We start from the raw sequence: 25113 nt of genomic DNA, 5'->3' as shown, positions 1-25113 counted from the left end.
GTATGTACAAGTCCCGCAGTATCTGTCCTGATTGTATTCAAGCATGACGCGTTTTATAAATCCTTTAAAGATGTCATTACTTACAACTTTTGCATCCACACCCCGTATCTACATGAGCTGTTTTTTTCTCCAACGTTCCCAAATAGTCCTTGTATTTTGCTATAAAAGCATCGGCAGATTCAGTCATAATAATCCTATCTTCTACGGTATCAAAACAAAAAAGAACCTCTTCATTATTCATTACCATGATTTGTTTTATATCGATAACGGCATCGCTTGTAGTAAGCAAACTATCAACTTCAATGACAGTTCCGTCTTTTTCATATCGTTCGATCAGTTTCATATTATTTCTTTATTTCTCCTGTACAAGGGTTAATAGTCAAGAAGTTATTTTTCGGACAACCGTTATAAATTACCGCACCATCTAATTTTAATGTAGTCCATGCTACACCGCTGTGACAAGAACTGTCTGCACAAACCAATGAGAACGAAATGAATCCGTCGTTAGGCTGGTTTGCCGCAACAATGGCCTGTGCCTCTGTTGCCGAAATGCTATAGGTCCACTTACGCGATCTTCCGGAAGTTTCTCCATCGCCATAAGCCTGTCCCGGCTGAAGTGCTGCACTACCATTATTTAAGTTCACAATGTTACTACCATTAGTCGCATTGCCAAGTGGTATCGAATTTGCCAATAACTTGAATCGGGCCGAGTTACAAGCGTGTCCACCCGGACAAGGTCCTTTGGTATCGTGATACTGAATCGTGACTTCCAGACCGGATAAACATTTCACGGTTGTTTGTCCTGTTATTACAATCGGTTTAAGATCATATTTTTTAGAACAACTGTTCGTGTTCGAAATTGTAATTGTTGGTCTGAAAGTATCTTCCTGACCTGCAACAAGCTTGTACGTATTCTTGATTTTACCATCTGATGGCACTGTACCCGAAGCTTTTTTACCATCGCCAAAATCCATCATATAGGTCAGATTTGCAAGCGCTCCGGTAACTGTAAACGTTACCTCTGCATCCGGAAGATCCGGAACTTCACCGTGAATCGGTTCAGAAGCGGTTACCGTTACATTTGGCAGTGCATGCACGATCATTTTTGCATCCACAGGATCGTCGTTAACGGTAAAGGTGATTGTTTTACCTAAATCGGCCGCTGCCACAAGGCCCGGATCGAAGAAATTCTGACCTGCTGTTTTACTAACGACTTTCACTTCCCGACCTGCAATATTCGCTTTGATGTCGCCATCCAAAGGAATAATCGTAAACGGAATCTTCGCATCATTCTGACATAATTTAGCCGTAGGCAATGCCATAAATACCGGATCTTTTTTGGAACAACACAGGTAAGGCAATGCAAAATCGGCTAAAACGGTATTGTGTTCTTCCGATCTGTAAATCAGATACAAAGTCCCGCCAACCGGTACACCGCCATCATGTTCCAATCCTGATTTCAGGTCAAGGAAATCGCCTAAAAATTCGGTGTCTACCTTTTCTTCTTTGGCCGTTTGTGTTACAATGGAAATCCCCGAATCAGCAATCGCTTTAAAATCGATCGTATTTAATAATTTTAATTGATTATCCAAGCCGGATATTGTTCGCAAGGTTTGCTGTGCATTAACCTGATTACTAATATCACTGGAAATAGCCACTAATTGTGCTCTCAGATCTTTGATTGATATGGTTGTCAACTCTGGTCCCACTGGCAAAACAGGTGTTTCTGGTACAGCCGTTACGTCGCCCGGTGTAACTACGGCAGCAATACCCGCAGCGGCAGTAGCAACAGTAGCTGTAGCAGCAGTAGCCGTTGTAATGGTTCCGCTAAGCGCTCGGGAAGTACTTTTCTCCAGGGATAATCCGGAAACTTTAAATGCCAATCCATATCTATCCCTAAGGGCATTAATATTTTGCATTGCAATGGTATACGGCATCCCGACAAAGCCTTCAATTTTATAAAAATCGTTGTGATCCATATTGTACAGCAACGGATTCCGAATAAAATCGTCGGTTGCCAGATTGGCTTTATGGTAACTTAAGTTATAGGTTTCCTTATAATTTTTCGTTTTTTCGAAATTCCATTTTTCTAACAGATCCAGATCTACATTATAATAAAACGGAATGGCTTTTTCACTTAGCGCAACACCTGTGTTAGACGGTGTGATAACGATCGGCCCTTTAAACGATTGGAATTTTTTAAGTTTTAGCGTAAAACGGTTCGCCAATGAAATCAATTTTTCTTTGTTTTCATCTTCATGGGTATTGATTGGCGCACTATAAAAATCATGACGGTATGACGTATGATCTCCCTGATTTAGCGGAGCGCCAAGAGGTCCTAATAAAAGGTGCTTTTGAAACGCGTTAATATCCGGACAACATTCGGATTTAAGGTGCAATACCAATCCTTTGATTTCGTTGTATGTATCCACTAAATCTTTTAACAGGTCATAGCGATACTGATAATCGTATGAAGCCGTATTTAATGCCTGATCCAGTTTATCTCTCAGGTTTAATCCACCAAAGTCCATGGTAATATCAAACATATCCGCAATGAGATTAAAACTAAAATCCAAATCGGTAATCAGCGTACCACTCTGAATGGCATTCTGGAATTTTGTACGTAACGCCAATTCCGTTGTCACATTTCTATCCAGAATTACCCTTGGAACTTCAACGTTTCTTAACTGTTCATAAAGTAATTCGTAGTTATTGTACTGTTGATAAATACTGTCATATCCATTACTGTTAAGTGCATAGAAATCCATGTCGCTTCTGTTCGCCAAAAGCACTTTAAGATCAGACACCTGTTCTGCTCCATTATTGTCGCAATCGACATCCTGACAAGGTGATTCTTCATTAGAATAGCTTTCCAGATATAGAATTACGATTTTATTGCGCACTTCCTGTTGCAGTGCTGATACAGGACGAAAGGAATCGGCTATGGCTCCTTTTGCTATCAGATCCTCATAGTCGGCCTGGGTAAACAATTCCAATAGCGGCATTTGTGTATTTCCGCTATAGAAATGCGGATATTTGTAAGGATCCAAATAGGCTCTATAGTATGCATATTTTGTTTCGGCATCGTCTATTTTAACCTCTTTAGATTTAGATCCGGGAATATTTTTACGCAACGTAATCAGGTCTCCATCTGTGGTAACACCCACACCTTGCGAAATTGTAATAAATTGAAATTGCTGCTGATACTGCTGCTGGTCCGGGTTTACGACTGCGATTCGTGCCGCAGTATTCGCCATAAAGCCGGTTTCAAAACCGCAACCGACTCCAACACCATTTAGCCTGGTTCTTGATAAACGATCCTGATCTTCAAAATAATCAATAAATTCATTCAATTGCCCTTCGGTTAACGCCTGATTTACGTTGAACTTTCTATACTGGGTCGTGATATTATCTAATTTAGTGTTCATTCTTTTTCTGTTTTATATGTTTGATTGTCCTAGTATGATTTTTCCATCCAGACTGTCGTTATCGTCCACGGCACAGTCTAACAGCCTTCCCGGCTTATAGATATTATTTAAGTTGGTTAGTGCATCCAGTAACGCTTTGGTACTGCTTCCCAAACTGCTAATATTATTTCGTGCTTTATCGAGAAGGAATTTTTTATAGGTTCTTTCGAAATCCGACAGATCACCCATCGCGGTTTCGACCTCACCCTGTCTGTCACCAACCCAACAAATTTTTGCTAAAACGTGTGCCGGAAGTTCTTGTCGGATAACCGTTTCGGCATAACGTCTGAAATCATAATCTGAAAAACGATACGCATATCCGGAAAGCACTACGCTGACACGGTAGGAATACGGATCAAAAATATCGTTCTCACAACCATCTTCGCAGGTAGTCATAAAGGCATCCGGATCGGCAGCTCCAGAGCCGCCATCGCCATCATACATCACGATAAAAGTGTCTTCAATAGCCATACAACCAATACCGCCCATCAAATCATAATTTTTAACCGATGGTTTTAACAACATGTGTTCTACCAGGAAAAGCCCTTCTTCGGTGAAGCGATATTTGAAATAATCTACCAGATTAAGGATTCCCTCTTTTAAGGCATCCTGTGACGTATACGGGTTTGTTTTCTTATGGGATGCGATAACTACAGCCGCTTCGGAATCGTCTACAATTTCCAGATAGAAATTTTCCATCTCCGATTTACGGATGATGATGTTTCCAATACGTTCGTTTCCATTAAAAGTGGTTTCCAGCTTGTTTTCAAGATCTTCCTGATCAATCTGAATAACCTGATAAACGGCTTCGTTTAACGTTTGTGTAGCGCCATACTCAATCTTGAAGCTTTTAACACCACTCAGAATAATGGCATTATCGGCATCCTTAATACGCCATTTAAAGGCCGGGGCTCCGTTTTCTGTGATTTCGATAATCTGAACAGGCGAATTGGACACATTTCGGTGCTTGTAATCTTTCATTCCCAACAATCGCGCAATTCTTTTTTGTACTCCGGAAACGTTACTGGTATTCCACAAATCGGTATCGGCAGTCAGGGTATAATTATGTCCCAATCCTCTATCGGTACTCAATGTGCTGTACTCGCTCAGGAAAACTTCTTTGTTTCGCAATACAATTTCATCAGTAGACACTCCGTAAAGTGTTTTCATCAGGAAGGTATAATCACTGAATGTTTCTGCAAACCGGGCAGTCAGGTGATCCAGAATCTTGTTTCTTCGTTCTACACTATTGTCCAGTTCTTCATATAAAGCATCGGTAAGCTTATCGTCGTCGTTAGTTACATAATTCTTTACCAGATTTTCAAAACCATTGATTCCTTTAAGCGCCTGTGTAAAATAGGTTCTTTTCAGCGTACCGTTAACACTCAATATTTCTTTTACTTTTTCAAGATGTTTGAAATAACTGGCCAGTACTTTATCGAAAAACAGCAAATACCCTTGTAACTGCTTGGCAAGTGCTTCTCTTTCCACACCCGGATTTCCAATAATTCCGGATGTTCCCACACCATAGGTATCCGGGAATTCATTTAAAATAGAGGCATAATTCCCCAGGTCATAGGCCGTTCCCGTAGGGATTTCCAATGTTTTGTTTAACCGCGCATCTACTCTAAGTGCTTCCTGCTCCTCACGGAATGTTTTCTGGTATTCGGCTACTTTTTTACGATTGATATTTAACGGTAGCGATCCTTTGGAATAGCTAAAAGAACTTAGATCACACAATACCGGTTTTCTTCCTTCTCCGATACAGATCACCCATTCATCACTTTGTTGTAAAGTACCGTCACATCCGGCGATAGAAATTTCTTTAATTTCCTGAACGCCTTCAACCTTCATAATCTCACTGATAATATCGGACAGCCGTACTTCTTTTCTTAGCTGACTGTTTTTAAGTTCTTCCGTATCGATAAAACCATTATCCAAAAGCGGTCCGTCAAAAATCTGATCGGTCGTATATCCTTTGTCAAGCATTTGCTTTAAGGAATAGAAGTGCACTTCCGGCGACAGGTAATTGTTAATGCTTCGCAACACTTTTGCGTGTACGAGTTCTTCGTCGGCTTTGTTTGTAACACCAATCCGGGCACAAACCGCAATACTTTGCGTTTCAACTTCCCTGATATCAACTAAATCCTCACAAAGGCTTCTGTTTGCATGATAACGTTCCAGAATTTTTATTCTGGTGTTCGATCTGTCGCAAACATCGGTTGTGTCTTCTCCTTCAAGGTCATCACCATATTCTACATAAAGATCATAAAGTCCCTTTACGTCGAAGCTTTTTGTTTCAGTTACGCCTAAATCGTTCGGGTTTAACGCCAGTTTTGTTGACTTACAATCGGCATAAACCAATTCCACCCTAGGACGCCACCAGCAGTTTTTTACAGCTCTGCTACTGCCCGATTTTAAACCAACATCGATAAATAATTTTCGGTAATCCAGCTCATTCAATGGTCTTGACGGCAGAATTTCGGTAGCTTTAATAAATTGGTTTTCAATATTTTTATCCGGATCTTCAGAAGATAAAATATCTTCCGTATTAAGGTTCATTCGCATGCCCAGATCGGTAATGGCATAACTTAACACTTCCAAAGTAGTGATCCCAGGATCATGAGAATTATAATCTGTCCAGAGTTTACTACCCAGTTCTTCTATGTATTTAATACCTGTCTTTCGTAGGAACTGAAAATCTAACTGGTCTTCCGTTTCAACTTTTTTAGGTATACTAATATGACTATTTTCTGACATAATTATCTGTTTTTTATCTATTTGTTTTGTTTAAATACATACCTGTTTTGCAATAGTCACAGCATGTTGTTTTGCGGATACTAATATGGATTTCGGATCTACTTCGATTAAATATTTCGTCTGTATTTCACCATTAATCATTACCTGTAAACTGTCGATATAGTCAACATAATAAAGTTGCTCCAAATAATTAATCAACTGATTTACATTGAGTTTCATATTAAAAGAAACTACGTCAGAATCTCCGAAAGCCCAGGGCGATATAAATTTTTTAATATCTTCGTCCAGTTGCTTGCTATAAAATGCCTCATCATATTCGTTAAAGAATTTCGCTTCTATTTCTACAGTGGCTTCCTGATAGTTTGGATTGATAACATGGGTTTTAACATGCATTGAATTTAATCCATTAACATAGTTTTGAATCTTGTTCAAACTGGCACGACTTATTCGTGGCTGGTAAATGTCGAATGCATTTTTATTTTTGGTATTCGGAATCACAACCAGTGTCACATGACCAGGAGCCATAAATGATTTTTCGGAAGTATGGTTCAAACATTTCACCATAAAAACGTCTGGGAATTCCTGCAAAATAAGTTGCTCATAATCCCATTGTGTAATCGCTCTGTTTTTGTGTCGTAATCGTTCGCTAACACGTCTGTAGAAGGCCGCATCGGTTTCCTTATATTTTCCGTCGAAAGAATTATAGGGCTGACTTACTGATTTGATCTGCGGTACTCTTGTAATTAGTTTTGCGATGGTTCCCGCTTCCAGTCCGTGATCCAGGTGGGTCAAATCATTGTCCTGATTCTGAAAAGTAGCCAGGACAGCTTGTGTATAAATTCCCTGAATTTTACATACGGCGTCATAGCTTGTTTTTGTTTTAGCTCTGATCCATATCCCTTTTTTCTCAAATAAGGTTGTGTTTATATCAATATCCTTCGGAATCTTAAATTTCAGGATTCCGGATTCCAGGAATCGTTTCGTCTCGTTTGTCAGGATATTGTTTCTAAGACTTATCCATGTATTCTTAGAAAGGATATCCCATTCAATATTTTCATTGTTCTCAAAGGTATCGGCCAAAGTGTTTTCACTTCCTTCCAAAGCCTGGATTAGCAAGGATACCGTTTCACTTGGATTGGCATCCAGGCAGATAAACAATTCACCTCCAGCTTCGTGAATCGGTACAATACTATTGGCAGACATTTCTTTTTCAACCTGACCAAATGCATCTTCATAAAACAATGTTACTTCTTTGTTCTTTGCTGATTTCACACTGTTTGCCAGAATACTTCGGCTCGGAGAAATGCTTTCAATGTTTAATGATTTTACATTCTTTGCCAGAATATTTTGGCTCGCAAAAGCGCTTTTTGTATTTAATGCTTTTACATTCTTTACCAGAATATTTCGGCCCGTATAAGCACTTTCTGAAGCCGAATAGTTCAATTCGACATTTTCGGTCACTGGGATATACGGTTCATTCGGGATCAGGATGTTTGTTTCGCCGCTGGTTAATGCCAGTGTGTATAATTTTGGATATACATCCTGTAATGCCGATTGTTTTAAGGTTAACCGGATCGACTCGGAAGTTCCCGCAACAGGACTGGCGTTTTTGATCGAAAAATACGTTTGATAACCGGTTTCCGTTTTTTGGTACAACTGGATGTCTGTCGCTTTTATAGCCCATCCTTCTTTTTCTAAAAGAGAAGCATTCGCTTTAAAATGATCGTCTTGAACAACAACAGAACTCTTCATTTTAGCAGCGCTAAAAGTATTTTTCGAAACAACAACATTGGGCTTAATCGTATAGCCTTCATAAAGATCTTTTATCGATGTTGGTGTGTTTTTCCAATTGATTGTAATGGATGCTTTATCCCATTTTTTAGCAAACATCTCCGGATATTTAATATAAAAATTAGATCCTGTTACCGGTTGTCCTGTAAATGGGAAATAATCTTTTTCCGGATTTAGCGTACTGCTATCGTTTTCAATCAAAATGGATTTTACTCCTTTTACATCAACGGCAATGTCTACATTCTGGATTTCTTTTTCCGCCAGTGCCTCATAAAGTTCATAGTACTTGTTTCCTTCGATCATAAATCGTGCAATGGCAAAATTGGTCAGGAATGTTCCGCCCAATATTTCTTTATTGTAGTTTACTACGGCTGGGAAATTTTTCGTCAGCGTAAAGGATAACTGTAGATTTTTAGCATCGTTGTTAAGACATTTTATTGCACTACCAGACACCCATTCTTTTTCACCACTGTAAAACAATTTGATATTGTTTTCGATTTCATTAGGCTTTAAAGCCGCTAATCTTGAGGTTCCGTTATTTCGGAAGCTGATCGTAACGGTTACGGTACGTTCGCCTTCTTTTAAGCTTAGCAATGAGGAAGCGATTGAAAAGCCCAGTTTGGCGTTTTCAAGTTCTTTAAAGTCCGATTTTTCCGGCTTGGATTCGTCCGAATTGTATCCGAAAGGCCACCAATAATTACTGGTTTCCGTTAGTTTTTCGGCTATTCCGTCTAAGGTATTAACCGCACGGGCTATTTTTAGTTCTTTTTTTGTTTTATCGTTTAAAAAGCTTTTCAGTCCGACCACTTTTGCCTGGCTGGCAATAAGTTCTTTTTCGGTTTTAAAAACACGTTTTTTACCTGTTGCATCTTTTTTAGCGTCAAGTAAGGTACCTTCCGGCACTCTTTCCTGGATTGCTTTTTTGGCTAATTCGAAAATCACATAAACCTTATCCGATTTGGCATCTTGTTTTTCGATCTGAAGAATTTCATTGTAATAGAAATCCAGATGTCTCTGGGTAAGGTTATTAAGTGCCTTTTTCGAAAAATCCATCAACTTAATAAAGCAGATAAATAAAGTCAGGTGAGGCGTAAGACTTCCGTCTTTCTCAAATTGAGCGACAAGTTCTGTAACCTCTTTTTTCAGGCTTTTATAAGCAACACTTTCCCTACGCGGAATGGAATAATCATCGGCACCTAAAAAAAAGCCTTCCCAGCTTCCGTTAGGTGTTGTTGCATCATTTTTATCAAAATAATTTACATGATTGGCAAAATTGTTTGCAAAGAGTAGCCAATCAAACAAATCGAAATCGTGCAATTCAAGATTACTGGGATCAAGTTCTGTTAAAAAGCGTTGCATTTGTGATTTTCCGTCACGATAATGCGAAAATGTATCTATTTTTTTCATTTGTTTATATTTAATTTTCTATGGTCAGCTGCAATACTTGATGTAAACTATTCTGGCAAAATCGAATCGGGTTACAGTAATTACAAGTCGTTTAGATTGCTGTGGCTTCTCCTTTATAAAAAGGGAAAACAACATTGCTTCTCGTATTGGTATTTCTTACTTCATAATCGATATGTATCAACACCTGTCCTTCCAGTTCTTCTGTAGTATCAATTTCAATACTGATAATATTGATCCGGGGTTCGTGGTACAAGATGGCGCGTTCAATAATACCTTTCATTTGTGTGATTAGTGTTAGTTCCAGGGGCTTAAAAAGCATTTCCTGTAAATCACAGCCATAGTTTGGAAACATGACACGTTCTCCTGGTCGCGTAGACAAAAGGATTATTAAACTGTTATTGATATCTTCAACATCAGTAGTCATCGTCACGCTTCCTTCTGCTTTATTAAACTCAGGCGGAAAGCTCCAACCTATTCCTAAAAAATCTGTATTTATTTTCATACTGTTCTTTATATTTTTTTTATTGTAATAGTTTATCGGTAATATGATGCCTTTGTTTACCGCGGTGTGGTTATGGATGTTTCAGTTTTCAGGCCAGGCCGAATACGGGTAGCAAAGCCATTACTGAGTTTAAATATCATTGTGCAGCATTATCCACCAATTAACACGGTGGGCAGACCAGCCGATATGACACCTCCATGTGCTGTGGTATCGCCTTGTCTTGCTGCCGGTTTTCCGCCTATTAAAACGGTCGATGATCCGGCGGCTATCGTATCGGGTGGACCGGTACAGATTGCTTTGTCGCCTACTCTTGCTGCGGGCATTCCGCCAATTAATACTGTCGGTTCGCCGGCCGGCAATATAGGTCCGCCTACATGAGGTACATTTCCGGTAACCATCGGGCAGGTATGCATATCTGTAATTCGTGCTGCTGGTTTCATATATTGTTATTTATAATTTTTTCAGATCGTAAGGCATCGCTTCCTTTGCATTTCTTTTTTCGTCATCGCGATCCTTATCGCTTTTTAGTTGATTTTTACCTGAGAGCCTTTAACTACGGTTACCGCTCCTGAGGACACTTCCGAACCGGAGCTTCCTTCGGCTTTAAACTGTGCGCTGGCTTTCAGTTTTACATTGGTTCCTTCGATGCTGACATCTCCGGAGGCTTTAATTTTAATATCTCCCGCACTTTCCATCGTAATACCATCACTCTTAAAGGTGAGTATGTTCGAATGTTCATCTTCAATCTTTATAATATCGGCATCTTCGTCTAAAATCACTTTCTTACCAGCCGGTGTTTCAAGTGTGTAGGAAATTTTATCATCATTGAAAATCATTTTCATTTCACTTCGGGTCACGAATCCTTTTTCATGATTGTCATCGGTGGCTGTTATCGGTGCCGGTTTGGCACTGCTGTGCAACATTCCCAGGACTACGGCATCGTTCGGATCGTCGTTTATGAAACCAATAATAACCTCATCGCCAATTTCCGGTCTGAAAAAAGAGCCTCTGTTTTCTCCGGCATCAAGTGTTGCTACACGACACCAGATTCCTTCTTCTTCATTGTTTATAATTGGTATTTGTACCAGGATTCGATCTTCTCCATCCGGATCCGATTCCAATTGTGATACCACTCCAACATGCAAACCACTAATGGCCGGCATGATTCCGGATCCCGGCATTTCGCTCACTTCATAGGTTTCTGAGAACCACGTTGGTGTTAATCCAAATTGTGCGGTCACCAACCAGTTTCCTTCTGCAACTTCATGGCGTACGCCTGTGACATAAATGGTACCGTTAAATCGGTTTCCTAAGCCTTCTAATTTTAATAAGACGCCTGGTTTTACTTTTGAAATCCCCTGAAACTTTACTGTTCCGCGTGTTTTCGCTAATTGCTGAAAAACGGCTTTGGCATCGCCCCAGTCCTGTAGTTCTTCCTGGGTTATCTTACCTCCGTGTCGCAATTGCAGGTCTTCAATTCCGAAAACAGCAGCCAGATCACCTGGCGAAAGGTCACCATTGAGTGCAATTGCAGGATCCTGCGCTTCTGCTTCTACGATTTCCTGATCGGTATAACTCCACGAAGTAGCCGTGATTTTACTAAACTGATTTCTGGCGTCGATTTCTCCGTCAAATTCATGAACAGAAGAACCAAAGGCTACGGTTTCTACCGTTTCGCCGCTCACTTTCGGTTTGGCTACTTTGATGGTGCCGTCGTCTACAAAACAAAGTTTCCCATTGGCCTGTGCCCGGGTTACCATAAAATCCCAATCGGACGCACGGTATTGCACCAATTCCTTATGTGATTTTGCTGTAGCTTCAACATCGGCAGTAGCACCACTATTTCCGATCAGCTCTTCGATAATATCGCTGTCCTTACTTTCGTAGAAATACTTGCTTTTTCTTCCCAAAGTCATCTTGACGGCTTTGTCTTTACACTCCACAATCAGGTAAGTCGATCCGTTTTTAACTTTTAAGTTATGTTTTACCACAACTCCTTTAAAAAGGGTGTCTTCTTTGGAATGGTATCCAACCGTAATTTCAATTTCCTTTCCCGGAATCAGTAAATTTTCACTACTTAGTTTAAAGTTCTGATCCGGAGCACTTCCATCTAAAATAACAATGCGGGCATGTGGAATCCTGTTCACTTCTTTTTCTACCACAATACTTTTTACGCCGTATTGAACGGGCAGTTCTGTGCCTCCGGACATCACTTTATAGGTTACCAGGTCGGGAGTTTTTGCTGTTTGTATGTAGCCGCTATTATTCATCTTATGATATTTTTGCTATAGGTGGAAAGAATAATTCTTGTCCGGGAGTTAATTGCCTGAAATCGATAATACCGTTTACTTTGGCGACTTCTAAATAGTATTTGGAATCACCATAAATTCTTTCGGTCATCAAAGGCAGTGTGTCACCATCTACTACCGTTCGTTTATGGGTAAGATCGGGCGAGTTTAGTTTATCTGTTTTTGCAGCGAGTTCCGGGCTAATGGATTCTGTGAATTTTGCTTTTCCGATTGCCCGTAACGGTTTTCCTTCATTATTGAATAATTTATATTCGATGGTAAACTCCGACAGAAATCCCAGAAATTCAAAATCACCCCAGTTTATAATAACATTATAGGGTTTGTGAATCCTTCCTTCAAGTTGCCCTGTAGCCTTATAAAAATCTTTTATCTGTTTTGACACTGCAGCCGCTGCGAATGCTGATCCCTGACCCGCTTTTTGCGCCGCGCTACTAAGTGCTTTAGTTACGGCATTTGCTTCTGATACTCCTGTGCCATCAAAAAGAAAATCTAATTGTAAATCAGACGGAACCGAATTGGTATATTTCAAATCTGCTTTAGAAGTACCCATTGCCTGATCTGAAGCAAAATTTGATTTATAGGTCATGGAAAAACCCGCAGGATTGATAAACGCTTTAAAAGCCCCCATTAAGATCCTGGTTTCATAGTTTGAATCTTTATAGGTTCCAATCGTTAATTTTTGAATTGATCCTCCCATTATCTTTCTTTTTTACGTTGTTCAATAGTTACTATTTGTTCTACGCTTTCGCTGATTGCCCGCATGATTCCTTCCTTGTCTACCGATGTGGCAGTTGTTGTACCGGATGCATTTTCGTCCACATTTATCTTAATATGGAGTTCTTTTATTTCTATTGGCATTTCGTTTGCTTTTAATGGATTAGTAAACGCTTTAAATACTGACAATAAGCACTTTAAAGCGCTATTTATTAAAAAACCAAACACATAAAGCGTCCGTTCAGGTTGATTTTAACAATCAAACTGTCGCCTTTTTTTAAAAAGATTTAGTTAAGATTTTACCTTTAACTAATACACTTTATGTGTTTAGTTTTGCTATTCAAATTACAAGCTTAGACCGCTTGCTTAAGGTATTGTGTAATATCTATATTTGAGTTCTATTGTTTCAATAGCCAGTTTGCTTTCTTCGGCGTTAAATTCGGACACATCCCATTTTACCGGATATGCGCCTACAACATTCCAAGACATCGATGGTGCTGTTGAATCTGTTCCACCTGAAAGCGTAATGACTAAATCTTTGGGGGCGAACTCGAATCGTTCCATGGCAGCTCTACACCATTCAATCAATCCGGAGTCTTCTACAAGCCCACGCTTTAAAACTAAATTAGGGTATTTTGGACGCAGTGGAAGTTGATGAACAAATCGGTTCTCACCTCCTTCTGCATACTCCTCAGTTCCAATTTCTGTAGATAATCCAGATACAGATTGAAATCTGGAGTCAATACCCTCTGATGCTACTCCGCTAACTGTAAACGAAAAGCTTGTTGGAGGATATAAGCCTGCCATGACTAGTTATTTTCAATAGTTAATCCTTCGTGAGCGATCTCTAACGTTTCGATAGCAACTTCACTTGCATCGGCTTTCAAATCGGTAGCCTGTAATTTAACAGGGAATGCGTTTTTCACTTTCCAGGTAATGGCCGGTGCTCCGGTTTCGTCTAAAAGTGAAATCGTAACCGAACGACGCTCTACTGTATTCAGGTTGATGGTGTTTAACCAGGTAAAGTACTCGTTATCTCCTTTGAAAGAACCACGTTTTAATGTGATGTTTGAGAATTTTCTAAGTCCCGGCATTTTGATTTTACTGAAGTCCGGGCTGGCTCCGTGTCTGTATTCCGTAACGTCTGTTTCAACTTGCATTCCGGTAACTTCCGTGAAACCTAATTTTGTTCCACCCCAATCAACTTCGAAGGAAAACTTTGCTAATGGATATTCATTCATAATTTTTTGTATTTAATTGTTATCTATTTTTTATGCTTCTTGTAATTTGTGTGAAAAGCGTAACACGATAAATTCTGCAGGACGAACTGCCGCCATACCGATTTCAACGATCATTCTACCTTCTAAAATATCCTGAGCCGACATCGTTTCGTTTAAACCAACGCTTACGTAGTAGGCTTGTTCCGGAGTACTTCCGGCTAATGCACCACTCATCCATTGTTGGTTAAGGAAATTTTCGATCATCGCTTTTACACGTGTCCATGTTTTAGCATCGTTAGCATCAAATACAAAACGTTCTGTAGCATTTTTAACTGATTCTTCAACCATGTTAAAGAAACGACGTACAGATACATATCTCCATTCGTTGCTGTTTCCGTCTAAAGTTCTGGCACCCCAAACTAAAGTACCTTTACCAGTGAATGTACGGATCGCATTGATTGATTTTCCAGCTTTGGCATCAACGTTTAAGCTTTCCTGTTGTTTATGAGAAATTTTCTCAACCGGAGCAACTACATAGTTAAGACCAATGTTTGCCGGTGCTTTCCATACTCCGGAAGTACTGTCAACTTTTGCATATACTCCAGCGATTGCTGAAGACGGTGCTAAAACGATACGTTGTGCAGCAATTGCTTTTTTCGCCTGGTTGTATAAAGCAGAGTTATTTCCTTTTAATGCACTAAGAAGTACCGGTGCATTCGTTACAGCTTGTGTTGATCCGTTTGGAAGTGTGATTTTATAGCTAGAAATTGTAACATCTTCGTCTTTATAATTGTAGCTCAAAACCGTTTCTAATTTTGGGTGGTAGGCTGCTCCATATTTTAAACCAGGTGCTTCCACTCCAGTTCTGAAAAGTTCAAGATCACCAATTACATCCATAATCACAAAACGGTCACCCATTTTTTCTGCATGGTTTAATGCGCTGATGTATAAAGAATAGACCTCACTTTGTAATAAAGCTTCAGCTTCCGTGAACATTACTAATGTTGGTTCATCCTCTTTTTCCAACAGGTCTAATCCAGCTATCAATTCATTAAATTTTACTTCATTTACTGTAGTACCAGTTTTATAATGATTTACAGCAACGATATAACAAGGACCACCACCATTTGCAAAATACATTTGCAAAGCGTAGTACAATTTAAAATCACTTAAACTGGCTGCAGTTACAGTTGCTGTAGCTACTCCATCAAGGACATCTAATGTAATTGCTTGTTTTTCAAATTCGGCACCTCCAAAAAGTGTTTCATACTCCATTAAGGAAGAAATTCTTGTTGGCTCTCCTTTTGGTCCTTTTTGAGTATATCCAATAAAAGCCGGAATAGCTGTTTCTACTTGTGCCACTGATGGTGGGAATTTTACAATTTCCTCTACGTAAACCCCTGGTGTTTTGTAATTCATGTGTTTTAATTTAAAAGTTATTTATTAATTGTTTTCGATTGTTAATCCTTCGTGAGCGATTTCTAAAGTTTCAATTGCAACTTCACTTGCATCGGCTTTCAAATCGGTAGCCTGTAATTTAACAGGGAATGCGTTTTTCACTTTCCAGGTAATTGCCGGTGCTCCGGTTTCGTCTAAAAGTGAAATTGTAACCGAACGGCGCTCTACTGTATTCAGGTTAATACTGTTTAACCAGGTAAAATACTCGTTGTCTCCTTTGAAAGAACCACGTTTTAACGTGATGTTCGAGAATTTTCTAAGTCCCGGCATTTTGATTTTACTGAAGTCCGGGCTGGCTCCGTGTCTGTATTCCGTAACGTCAGTTTCAATCTGCATTCCGGTAACCTCCGTGAAACCTAATTTTGTTCCACCCCAATCAACTTCGAAGGAAAACTTCGCTAATGGATATTCATTCATAATTTGCTGTATTTAATTGTTATCTATTTTTTATGATTCTTGTATTTTGTGTGAAAAGTTCAACACAATAAATTCTGCAGGGCGAACTGCCGCCATACCGATTTCAATATTCATTCTGCCTTCCAGTACATCTTGTGCCGTTGTTGTTTCTTTACCAACGATAACGTAATAGGCTTGTTCCGGAGTTGTTCCCGCTAAGGCACCACTCATCCATAACTGGTTCAGGTAGTTTTCGATCATGGCTTTCGCTTTTACCCAGGTATTCGCGTCATTGGTTTCAAAAACGAATCGCTGCATTGCATTTTGAACTGATTTTTCGATCATATCAAAAAGACGACGAACCGAGATATATTTCCATTCGGTGTTTTCCGAGTCGAAAGTTCTTGCACCCCAAACCAGATTTCCTTTACCGGTGAACGTACGGATTGCATTAACCGATTTTCCGCTTGGATTTACGTTTAAGCTTTCCTGCTCTTTGTCTGAAATTTTTTCGGTTGGAGCGATTACATAGTTAAGTCCCAAATTCGCCGGTGATTTCCAAACCCCTTGTGTACCATCAACTTTAGCATATACTCCAGCCATAGTTGAAGACGGAGGTAATACCACGTTTAGTTCAGCGATTACTTTTTTAATCTGATTGTATAAAGCGGAATTTGTCGTTTTTAACGCATCCAGTTTTAATCCGTTTGCATCGCCTTTTTTATCCTCAGCTCCTTCTACCGCAGTTTTCAAGGCAGCTAGAATTCCAATAATAGCTTCATCGTCAGCTGTTCCGCTTTTCAAGTACTGTAAATACGTTTGAGCATCCACCAACGAAACTTTACTATCGGCCGTAACATTTACATTTTCTACGATAGCAATAGCACTCTTTATAATATCGATAAGCTCTTTTGTATCAGCAGGTTCCTCAGGAGTTGCATCTTCCAGTTCCGCCGAAGCCAGGCTGCTTAATGCACCCAAATCGGCCGCAGCATCAGCGAAGAAATTCCCCGGAGCATTGGCTAACTGCAATCCGGCATGATCGATTACAGCTTTTTCATCGAAACTGTAGTTCAATACGGTCTTCAAATGTGGAAAATAGGCTGCAGCATGCATTGTCGTCGCGATTTTGTGACGAAGATATCCAACCGTATCAAGAGGCGAATCAGCACCAGCAACCGGTTCTTTCGTTTTTGATTCACCACGGAATGTATCCATGATCAGGAATCTGTTTTTTAAGTCATCAGCCTGAACTAATGCATCCTGATAAATTGCATAAAATTCTTCCTGCTGTGTTAATGATGTTGCATCAGGAAAAACAACAATTGTTGATTCTTCCTGCAAAGCAGAAGCATCCAGACCTAACTTCAGATCACTTTTGTTTACACCGCCGTCATAACCGCCTACAGAAACGATATAACACGGACCACCACCATTTGCAAAATACATTTGCAGGGAATAGTACATTAGGAACTTTACATTCGGTTTTACAAGGGTCAAGCCTTGGTCTTCAGTATCTTTTAATTGGATACTTTCTTTTTTCGCTTTTCCAAAGTACGTTTCATAGTCCATCAAAGAACTAATCTTTGTAGGCACCATTTTCAAGGTCTTTTTGTTTTTGTCAAGCGCTGTTTCAGTATAGCCGATAAATGACGGTACTGCCGTTTCTACCTGAGCTACAGATGGTGGAAATTTTGGGATTTCCTCTATAAAAACGCCCGGAGTTTTAAATTCTGACATGTTTTAAAAATTTAGGTTAATAATAATTTTCTTAGATTTTTTTTTCTTTTCTTAGGATATCGATATCTTCGATTACTTCCGGATAGGTTTCTCCGGTTTTTTGGATTTTCACAATGCTTATTTTGTATAAAGCAGACGGAATTACTTTACCACCAAGCAATCCCCATACATAACTTAGCTGATCAAAAGGAAGCGGGTGTAATTGTAATTTAACACTGAATCCCTTTGTTTCATTAACAAATGTTTTCTGAGTATGGAAGGTTTCAATAACTTTAGAAATATTTCGAAGTGCGATTTCATAATTGTCACGGTTTGCCGCAACCATTACATACAGGTTCAGATAAGCTGTCGGATTCTTTTTCTTATACCCCTTAGGTATAGAAGATCCCTCAGGATAAATGGGTTCATATCTTGATGTATTTTTTAATACCGATTCTTCTTCTGCGCTCAACAATGTAATGACCACCTTATTGCCAATCGCTGTCGCATCATTATCTTCTTTTGCTATACTATCAATTACGATGTCTACCGGTTCCTGAACCGGATACTCCGGATCCGGAAGATTTAGTTCATGATCCAGCGTGTCACTTAATGCTTTTAATACTTTATAAATCATAATTTTCTATTGTTGATTATCACGATGCAAACATACAATCACCCCTTTCGAAAAAACGAATATTTTGCCCCCTCAAAACTGTCTTTGCAGTAAGTCGTTTTTCCGGGCAATTGTGGAACTCAATAAAAAACAATTCATAACACACTGATATAATGCTATTTAAAAACGATTATATTACCTGAAATTTTAGACTCTTTTAAGGTGCTGATCCCGCAACAAGCCAGCCATTAAAAAGGCAATTCGCACCAATAAAAATCAAAAAACTCTTTTCGCAATATTCAAACAGAAAAAAACAAGGGCGATATTAACAATACAAACAAAAAAAAGAGTCTGTAAAATCCATTAATGAACCATTTTTTACAAACTTCATCGCACTTAAGTCAAAAAACAAACTCGTTTACCTCCTCTTTTCAAAAAAAAGAACACCCGAACCGACGATTATAGTTTCTCCCTGTATTCACGCCTATTGCAAAAGATTCAGCCTTAGTACAAACCCCTGTTTCAAATTCCAATCTACTGCAAAGACAGAATCCAGACGACTAATAACTAGCCTGATGCAATCACTTCTAATAATTTTGGCAGTATAATTTTAATACTAAACCCGATGAATTTTAAAAATCTTTTCCACAAACGCAATGAGATTGCGGATGGTCATTTTAATGAGTTTCGTTCCAAAATCGGATTCGCAAATGAAAGCGACGAGCACATTTTTTCGAAAAGGGAAACCATCTGTAATGCCTGCCCTTTAAAAAACGGCAACAGTTGTGACACGCAACGATGGATCCATCCCTTGACTTTTGAAGTTTCAAATATGCCTCAGGAAGGTTTTATAAGAGGCTGTGGCTGCAGGCTAAGTGCCAAGCAAAAGTCAAAATACAGCCGTTGTCCGGCCGACTTTTGGGGAGGAGAATTTGAATAATTACAAGTAGCTGATTTATAAAATAAATTTACTGTGGAACAAACCCATATTATACATAAAGTTGTCATTGAAGTTTCGGTTAACAACAGGAAAAAGGCGTATGAGATAAAAGACGATATCAGTAGCTTTTTGACTATGACTGTTTTTCCAAAACTTGAAAAACATCTTAACACTGTACAAGCCCGAATACCGGCTCATACCTTACAGATTTCACGATTGGCTGTCGAGATCAATCATCGTGAATCATCATTAAATACCACATTAAAAAACGACATTATAACATCGTTCAAGAAAGAACTTGGTGAAATAATAAAAAAAGGATCGGGTCAGCATCTAAGTCAGCGACAAAATCAAAGCTCAAATGAGCGTTACAACCAACAATACAGCAAAACTCAGCGTAACGACCAAAACCAGAATCAGCCTGAAGGACAACATCAAGGTTATGAGCAAAGTCAGAGCGATACACAAGGTCGGAACGACCGGCAAAACCAAAGTCCTGGACAAAACCAAAGCCAAAATCACGGGCAAATTCAGAACCAGAACCAAGCTCAGAACCAAAATCAAAACCAGAATCAGGATCAGAATCAGCTACCAAACCAAGGTCATAGCCAAAGTTCGCGTAACGGACAAAATCAGCGTAATGAACAAAATCAGCATCCCAGCCAAAATCCGCGCTACAGGCAAAATCATGACCAAAATCCGCATTATGGTTATGATCATGGCTACGACCAAAATCAATATCATGATCCAAATCAGTATTATGATGCTACAGAAAATCCCGAAATCCATTTTCTGGGAGAAACCGAAAAATTGCTACTCACCTTTATTCATTTTATAGAAAAAGGTACTATGCCCTGGTGGAATGCCAATAAAACATCGGCCGCTATTTTTGAATCCGTCCCGTTCAAAAAAATTATTTCCGAAAAAGCTTTTGCAGCCAAAATTGTAGCCAGCCTGAAAAAACCAAAAGTACGGGAACGCATTGTCAATCAGTTTACCGATGCCCAGATAGCACAAATCTGTTTGGCAGTTATTAAAACCAAAGGTTTGAAAATAGCACTAAAAGGTACCGGGATAAAACAACTTTCCGGATCGTCTTTTGCCGACAGAAAAGCGTTATGGTTTTTAATTTTTAATATTTTAACGGTTTCCTTTCCTGATTCTGATTCTGACGATTATCAGAAATACATAATCGAACAGGCTGTTAAAACCATTCCCTATTTGCAACTGGCTAAAAGTGAAGATACCGAAGAACAGCTCTGGGACAAAATAATGGCTCTTTTTCCGGCTATTAAGCAACGTGATGTTAATACAATCCGAAATAAAAACAACCACACCGGTAAAAAGGTTCCAAAAAATAAGGAAAACACGCGTGAAAAGGGTATTCTGGAAAAAGATTCGCGAAAAGTAAACCGAAACCAAATCGACACGAATACTTTCAACACCGATATACAGGACGATAACACCACCGATACGGTAAATGGTTATCAGGTGGAGAATGCCGGACTGGTACTTATTCATCCTTTTATCGGCAATCTTTTTAAAAATTGTAATCTGATCGATCCGGAAACCAAAAAGCTTACCGATCCGGAAACCGGCATTCATTTGTTACATTATATTGCTACCGGAAAAACGAACCAGCCGGAAAGCAATATGTTATTTGAGAAATTTTTATGCAATGTTCCTTTGCACCAGAGTATCAACCGGCATGTAAAACTTTCACGAAAGCACAAAGCTGAAGCGGCAAAAGTAATCGGAGCCGTGCAGCAAAACTGGAGTTCGATGACAACAGCATCAGTAGCATTGCTGCAACATGAATTTTTTCAGCGTCCGGGAAAATTAGTCATCGCCAATCTGACATTGACCGTTGAACGGAAGACACAGGACATTTTAATGGACAAACTATCCTGGGGAATTGGTATGATCAGATTGCCCTGGCAAAACGAGTTTATTTTCGTCAATTGGTAATATGGTTACTTCCGTTAAGGAAAGCATTTACCGAATCTTGTTCCTAAATTTCTCCATTTGCACAAATCGGTTTAAGATTTGTATCGCTATGGCAATCGAATCGGAAAGACCTTATAGTTTAATGAAATGTCTTTCCGATTTTATTTTACAAATAAATGAAGTGTAAGATTTAGTTTTTTCAACACTCATTCTTTTAGTAAACCTCTGCTTCGTAAAAATTTTTTCAGTTCATCTTCAGAAGTCTGTTTGAAAATATAATTTTCTTTAGAATGTTGGGCTGTATCTGTTATAATGGCTCCTATCAAGAGTATCAAACCTATGTATAACCAAAAAGCACAATAATTTTCTGTCATAATACAATACCCATACGCCATAAAGCAATATGTGGCACTTATATAAATAATACTTAATTCACCGTGTTTTAAATGAATTTCCGTTTTAATATCGTCGTTAATTAATTCATTTTTCAAACATTCATAAGCTTGCCTGCGTTTAGAAAAAGTAACCCCTAAATAACCTACATATCCAGTATTAGATCTTTGGTGCTGATTTTTATATCCATGAACTAAATCTGTCACATAATGATAAAATCGTTGTAACTGAAAAAAAAATAATTCTCCAATAATGTGAAAATATAATGAATAGAGTCCTATTCCTAACGCTAAAGAAGTAACTACGGCAATTGGAGAGCCCAGAGTCTCAATAATGTCTTTTATTTCTTTTGGTTTTAAAATGGCTATAACCAATACTGCGGAAAGGCCTGAATAAAAATAACCTATCAGCCTCTCTATGTTCGCTCCAAAGTCCCTGACAATTTTATATTGATTCATTTCTATATTTAAAATACTTTATTCTAAATGACAACAGTATTAGTGACACGATAAAATTATATCGCTCCATAAATTAACACCTATTTTTTTTCAAAATGATCACTACCAAACAATATAATTAATTTTCAAACTGTCATTACATACCATATACAATCTTTTGACCCGTCAAATAAGATCACAAACACTTAAATTATTCAGCAAAGTCCATTTTTTGACTTTACCGTTTAAAAATTATTTCTCCTTTAGGGGCATTTACAAGCCAACATTTATTGACACATAAAACCTTTTACCCTGATTAATAAAACTTCATACTTATATCCAACAAAGTTTTATATTTTAAATTAATATACAATAAGTATTACTACCTAATTTATAACATTATAGCTTCTGTCCAAACCGATAAAACACCTTATACAATTTCCAGGGATTAAAAAACGAAATCACATCCTTGTCGTCGATTTCCAGAAACTGATAATCCGAACGGGCTTCCAGTGCCTTCGGGTAAATATACCAGGAAGCACCGCCATCGAAAGAGATATAGGTAAAGCCATTATCATTGTCCAACAGGTAAATCTGTTTTTCTTTTTCAATTGCCACCACACCATGGTTCCAGGAATTTTTAGTGACCTCATTTTTCACTCTTAGTGTTCCCGAACCGTTTTTAAAAAACAACTCATGTTTGTTGATTAAGTGGAAATTTTGATAGTCAACAGTATCCGCTTCCTTTTGCACTTTGATTACAGGGCGCGGCGCATATACCTTTTGTTCTGTTTTAAACTCCCATCCGTCATTCACCCTGTTAATAACGGCCTGGGAAAACGGTTTTCCATAGTCCGGGTTATTTTCATAATTCCAGGTACCGAGCAGCATCACATCTTTTACAGCAAACTGATAATGATTGTGTCTTTCTATATAGTTGTCAAATTCATAATAATCATCAGGTGTTTTTAGCGAATCGACCACCTGCATATTTTTCAGCAGATAGTAGGTTATCTGTTTTATATTGTAATTTCTCGTTTTGTGCTTTATCTCTTTTCTATTGTAACTCAAAGCGTAGTCTTTGTCTAAAAACTCGATATGCTCAAAATCGTATTTGTTAAACAGCTTTGTTACAGACCGGTTTTCCTGCCACGTCCTGCCTTCGTCATCAGATTGGTAAATACATTCTGTGGGCGGTATGTAATGTTGGGTCTGGTCTGCCTTTTCCGTAAACCACACACGCTGATAAATAGCCGTATTAAAAGTATCCTTATATAGGTAACCGCTGCTTAAAAAATGTGACTTGTTTTCTGGAAACCAATGCCTGATGGTGTTTTCACTTTTATTGTAAACCGAAAACAGGTATTTCCAGTTACTCTCATTCAGGGAATCCTTACTATAGCGCACCCTTCCAAAGTAAACATCCTTATCCTTTGTAGGATACAACGCATCATCCCAATACGGTTCTTTATAAGGTAAAGCCGGGTTTTCAAACTTTGCAGGTTCAACCCGTTTGTCCACGGTAAAATACCCCTGTGTAAAATTACGGACAATCCTGTCTTCTATTTTTTCACTTAATGCGGACCTGTTTTTAAATTTTGCACGTGGTGAGGCTATGGAATCATACAGTGTTTTCGGGATAATAAAATGTCGTTGGTTGAGGTTTACCACTTTGACATTGCCGTCTGCCAGCGGCAGATTGTCCAGTAATGCTTTTGCCCAGGCAGGAAAATAATAACGTCCGGCTATAAATTGCAGCGTGTAGTCAGAATCCGGTTTGGCTTTTACCACCTCTTTCCTATTATTAAATATCATGTTCTCAAAAATTCTGCTTCCCGAACCGGTAGTCTGGTTAAGATACATCGTGTCCTTTTTATGGATTATTTTAATTTCTAACGGATAATTGGCATCATGAATATCCTGAGGCAGGCGAAGAGAAAAATCATTGATCCGTATATAATGATCAAAACGCATGGTTTTATTTGGAACAACAGCTTTTAGGGAATCGTTCGGAATATTGGGCGCCTTATACCGTATACTGTCAACAATTATACTGTACTCTTTATTCTTTTTGAAGGAGATTTCGTTTCCCTTCTTATCTAAAATGGTATAATAATAGCGCATGGTAAAATCCCGCCATCCCGGTTGTGCGGTAACAACATTGGAAAGCATGATAAGCAATAAAGGTAAAAGGTATCGGAACGGCATAAGTTAGTTTCTTTATTTTTTCAGATAACTAAGATAGCCGGAACCCATTTGTGATTATTCCGGACTTGGTAAACGATTGTTTTCACTTGGTAAAAGCATCCCTTCATTATGCTTTTATACGTTATCCGGAAGAAGTCCGCTTTATGTCATTAATCTTAAAAAAACAACCCTCATTATAAAAAATCCTAAAAAGCTTTTTTTCGCAACTTAAACAGCTAAAAATCAAAATATACCTTTTTTGTAACAAAAACAATAGAAAAATTACTTTTTTGTGAATTTTAACAATGAGCTAAATTATCAAAGCATTTTTGAATTATATTTAAAAAATTATTAATACCAACTTCACAATAAATTAAAATTATGAAAAAAATTACGTTTTTAATTTTTATGTCATTATTGAGTTTTGTGGGCTTTTCCCAGACTTTCCCTGAAGGTTTTGAGGGAGCTTCTGCCTTGCCGACAGGCTGGCTGATCCTCGATAATGGCGTAGGAATGGGACCATCAAACACCAATTTATGGCTTCGAAGCGGCCCTAACTCGGCTACTTCACCGCCTCACAACGGGCAATATGCCTATTCTGTTGAGCGGGTAAACATCGGAATCGGCAATACCGAAGAAGACTGGTTGATTACTCCTCAGGTTACTGTTCCCGCAAACGGACAGTTACGTTTTTATGCACAGCACGGCCGTGCCGGAGATCAGGGATCTAAATTACAGGTTCGTATTTCAACCGGCAACGTTCAGAATAACATGAGCAGCTATACCATAACGGCTGCCGATTTAACCGAATCACAAATATCTTCAACGGCAGGAACTTATGTAGAACAGG

21 protein-coding genes and 1 pseudogene are annotated in these 25113 nt (G+C 38.7%); 5 read left to right on the top strand and 17 right to left on the bottom strand.

From position 1 onward, the window contains the following. Positions 1-76: 76 nt before the first annotated feature. From B3394_RS11840 to B3394_RS11770, 15 genes are all read right to left on the bottom strand, one after another. Entirely contained in the window at positions 77-343 is a 267-nt protein-coding gene (locus B3394_RS11840) for a hypothetical protein (protein ID WP_177731877.1), read from the bottom strand. 1 nt (position 344) lies between these two features. Beyond that, positions 345-3428 (bottom strand): hypothetical protein, encoded by a 3084-nt coding sequence (locus B3394_RS11835; protein WP_286922904.1) that lies wholly within the window; start codon positions 3426-3428, stop codon positions 345-347. A 12-nt stretch (positions 3429-3440) separates the two neighbouring features. Beyond that, positions 3441-6227 (bottom strand): hypothetical protein, encoded by a 2787-nt coding sequence (locus B3394_RS11830; RefSeq protein WP_286922903.1) that lies wholly within the window; start codon positions 6225-6227, stop codon positions 3441-3443. A 30-nt stretch (positions 6228-6257) separates the two neighbouring features. Next, positions 6258-9425 (bottom strand): baseplate J/gp47 family protein, encoded by a 3168-nt coding sequence (locus B3394_RS11825; RefSeq protein WP_286922902.1) that lies wholly within the window; start codon positions 9423-9425, stop codon positions 6258-6260. A gap of 91 nt (positions 9426-9516) precedes the next feature. Next, positions 9517-9927, bottom strand: coding sequence for a GPW/gp25 family protein (locus B3394_RS11820; protein ID WP_177731865.1), 411 nt, complete (start codon positions 9925-9927; stop codon positions 9517-9519). A gap of 149 nt (positions 9928-10076) precedes the next feature. Continuing rightward, positions 10077-10367, bottom strand: a complete 291-nt coding sequence (locus tag B3394_RS11815) for a PAAR domain-containing protein (RefSeq protein ID WP_177731862.1) — start codon at positions 10365-10367, stop codon at positions 10077-10079. Positions 10368-10451: 84 nt separating this feature from the next. Next, positions 10452-12197 carry a type VI secretion system tip protein VgrG gene (vgrG, locus tag B3394_RS11810; RefSeq protein ID WP_177731859.1) on the bottom strand — a complete coding sequence of 582 codons (1746 nt, stop codon included), beginning with the start codon at positions 12195-12197 and terminating at the stop codon, positions 10452-10454. Between the two features lies 1 nt (position 12198). Further along, positions 12199-12933 (bottom strand): CIS tube protein, encoded by a 735-nt coding sequence (locus tag B3394_RS11805; RefSeq protein WP_177731856.1) that lies wholly within the window; start codon positions 12931-12933, stop codon positions 12199-12201. Further along, positions 12933-13094, bottom strand: a complete 162-nt coding sequence (locus B3394_RS11800; RefSeq protein WP_177731853.1) for a DUF5908 family protein — start codon at positions 13092-13094, stop codon at positions 12933-12935. The genes B3394_RS11805 and B3394_RS11800 overlap by 1 nt, the downstream gene beginning before the upstream one ends. A 222-nt stretch (positions 13095-13316) precedes the next feature. Continuing rightward, on the bottom strand, positions 13317-13757 hold the full coding sequence (locus B3394_RS11795; RefSeq protein ID WP_177731850.1) for a phage tail protein: 441 nt from the start codon (positions 13755-13757) through the stop codon (positions 13317-13319). Positions 13758-13759: 2 nt separating this feature from the next. Further along, positions 13760-14191: a phage tail protein gene (locus tag B3394_RS11790; protein WP_177731847.1), complete on the bottom strand. Its 432-nt coding sequence runs from the start codon at positions 14189-14191 to the stop codon at positions 13760-13762. A 30-nt stretch (positions 14192-14221) separates the two neighbouring features. Continuing rightward, positions 14222-15589: a phage tail sheath family protein gene (locus B3394_RS11785; protein WP_286922901.1), complete on the bottom strand. Its 1368-nt coding sequence runs from the start codon at positions 15587-15589 to the stop codon at positions 14222-14224. A 24-nt stretch (positions 15590-15613) separates the two neighbouring features. After that, on the bottom strand, positions 15614-16045 hold the full coding sequence (locus tag B3394_RS11780) for a phage tail protein (RefSeq protein WP_177731842.1): 432 nt from the start codon (positions 16043-16045) through the stop codon (positions 15614-15616). Between the two features lie 30 nt (positions 16046-16075). Further along, entirely contained in the window at positions 16076-17764 is a 1689-nt protein-coding gene (locus B3394_RS11775; protein ID WP_177731838.1) for a phage tail sheath family protein, read from the bottom strand. A gap of 31 nt (positions 17765-17795) precedes the next feature. After that, a complete protein-coding gene (locus tag B3394_RS11770) occupies positions 17796-18380 on the bottom strand; it encodes a DUF4255 domain-containing protein (protein ID WP_177731836.1) in 585 nt (194 codons plus the stop codon). 604 nt (positions 18381-18984) lie between these two features. Here B3394_RS11770 and B3394_RS11765 point away from each other — a divergent pair. The 4 genes and pseudogenes from B3394_RS11765 to B3394_RS11755 all read left to right on the top strand — a co-directional run bounded on the left by B3394_RS11765 (position 18985) and on the right by B3394_RS11755 (position 21267). After that, positions 18985-19299, top strand: coding sequence for a hypothetical protein (locus B3394_RS11765; RefSeq protein ID WP_177731833.1), 315 nt, complete (start codon positions 18985-18987; stop codon positions 19297-19299). A 33-nt stretch (positions 19300-19332) separates the two neighbouring features. Next, a pseudogene (locus B3394_RS18180) lies at positions 19333-19638 on the top strand (contractile injection system tape measure protein); the annotation flags it as partial. Between the two features lie 22 nt (positions 19639-19660). Continuing rightward, entirely contained in the window at positions 19661-20137 is a 477-nt protein-coding gene (locus B3394_RS11760) for a hypothetical protein (protein ID WP_286922900.1), read from the top strand. An 11-nt stretch (positions 20138-20148) separates the two neighbouring features. Further along, positions 20149-21267 (top strand): contractile injection system tape measure protein, encoded by a 1119-nt coding sequence (locus B3394_RS11755; RefSeq protein WP_414654271.1) that lies wholly within the window; start codon positions 20149-20151, stop codon positions 21265-21267. A 185-nt stretch (positions 21268-21452) separates the two neighbouring features. Here B3394_RS11755 and B3394_RS11750 read toward each other — a convergent pair whose 3' ends face one another. Next, the gene (locus tag B3394_RS11750) at positions 21453-22097 is read right to left on the bottom strand and encodes a hypothetical protein (protein WP_286922883.1); all 645 of its coding nucleotides are present in this window, start codon (positions 22095-22097) and stop codon (positions 21453-21455) included. Between the two features lie 378 nt (positions 22098-22475). Continuing rightward, positions 22476-24284: a hypothetical protein gene (locus B3394_RS11745; RefSeq protein WP_286922877.1), complete on the bottom strand. Its 1809-nt coding sequence runs from the start codon at positions 24282-24284 to the stop codon at positions 22476-22478. Between the two features lie 360 nt (positions 24285-24644). Between B3394_RS11745 and B3394_RS11740 the strand changes: the two genes are divergently transcribed. Next, a partial coding sequence (locus B3394_RS11740) for a choice-of-anchor J domain-containing protein (protein WP_286922847.1) occupies positions 24645-25113 on the top strand: 469 nt, incomplete at its 3' end.

The sequence above is a fragment of the Flavobacterium sp. UBA4197 genome, from assembly GCF_002379575.1.
GTDB classification, from domain to species: domain Bacteria; phylum Bacteroidota; class Bacteroidia; order Flavobacteriales; family Flavobacteriaceae; genus Flavobacterium; species Flavobacterium inviolabile.
Note: the sequence above shows the minus strand (reverse complement) of the source record. Positions and strands in the feature narration are given on the sequence as shown.

Bases quoted from the DNA above. Each gene is read 5' to 3' on its own strand.
- B3394_RS11795 (WP_177731850.1), bottom strand. From the start codon at position 13,757: ATGGCAGGCTTATATCCTCCAACAAGCTTTTCGTTTACAGTTAGCGGA.
- B3394_RS11835 (WP_286922904.1), bottom strand. From the start codon at position 3,428: ATGAACACTAAATTAGATAATATCACGACCCAGTATAGAAAGTTCAAC.
- B3394_RS11745 (WP_286922877.1), bottom strand. From the start codon at position 24,284: ATGCCGTTCCGATACCTTTTACCTTTATTGCTTATCATGCTTTCCAAT.
- B3394_RS11785 (WP_286922901.1), bottom strand. From the start codon at position 15,589: ATGAATTACAAAACACCAGGGGTTTACGTAGAGGAAATTGTAAAATTC.
- B3394_RS11800 (WP_177731853.1), bottom strand. From the start codon at position 13,094: ATGCCAATAGAAATAAAAGAACTCCATATTAAGATAAATGTGGACGAA.
- B3394_RS11815 (WP_177731862.1), bottom strand. From the start codon at position 10,367: ATGAAACCAGCAGCACGAATTACAGATATGCATACCTGCCCGATGGTT.
- B3394_RS11755 (WP_414654271.1), top strand. From the start codon at position 20,149: ATGCCCTGGTGGAATGCCAATAAAACATCGGCCGCTATTTTTGAATCC.
- B3394_RS11790 (WP_177731847.1), bottom strand. From the start codon at position 14,191: ATGAATGAATATCCATTAGCAAAGTTTTCCTTCGAAGTTGATTGGGGT.
- B3394_RS11780 (WP_177731842.1), bottom strand. From the start codon at position 16,045: ATGAATGAATATCCATTAGCGAAGTTTTCCTTCGAAGTTGATTGGGGT.
- B3394_RS11825 (WP_286922902.1), bottom strand. From the start codon at position 9,425: ATGAAAAAAATAGATACATTTTCGCATTATCGTGACGGAAAATCACAA.
- B3394_RS11760 (WP_286922900.1), top strand. From the start codon at position 19,661: ATGAGCGTTACAACCAACAATACAGCAAAACTCAGCGTAACGACCAAA.
- vgrG (WP_177731859.1), bottom strand. From the start codon at position 12,197: ATGAATAATAGCGGCTACATACAAACAGCAAAAACTCCCGACCTGGTA.
- B3394_RS11770 (WP_177731836.1), bottom strand. From the start codon at position 18,380: ATGATTTATAAAGTATTAAAAGCATTAAGTGACACGCTGGATCATGAA.
- B3394_RS11840 (WP_177731877.1), bottom strand. From the start codon at position 343: ATGAAACTGATCGAACGATATGAAAAAGACGGAACTGTCATTGAAGTT.
- B3394_RS11805 (WP_177731856.1), bottom strand. From the start codon at position 12,933: ATGGGAGGATCAATTCAAAAATTAACGATTGGAACCTATAAAGATTCA.
- B3394_RS11765 (WP_177731833.1), top strand. From the start codon at position 18,985: ATGAATTTTAAAAATCTTTTCCACAAACGCAATGAGATTGCGGATGGT.
- B3394_RS11830 (WP_286922903.1), bottom strand. From the start codon at position 6,227: ATGTCAGAAAATAGTCATATTAGTATACCTAAAAAAGTTGAAACGGAA.
- B3394_RS11775 (WP_177731838.1), bottom strand. From the start codon at position 17,764: ATGTCAGAATTTAAAACTCCGGGCGTTTTTATAGAGGAAATCCCAAAA.
- B3394_RS11820 (WP_177731865.1), bottom strand. From the start codon at position 9,927: ATGAAAATAAATACAGATTTTTTAGGAATAGGTTGGAGCTTTCCGCCT.
- B3394_RS11750 (WP_286922883.1), bottom strand. From the start codon at position 22,097: ATGAATCAATATAAAATTGTCAGGGACTTTGGAGCGAACATAGAGAGG.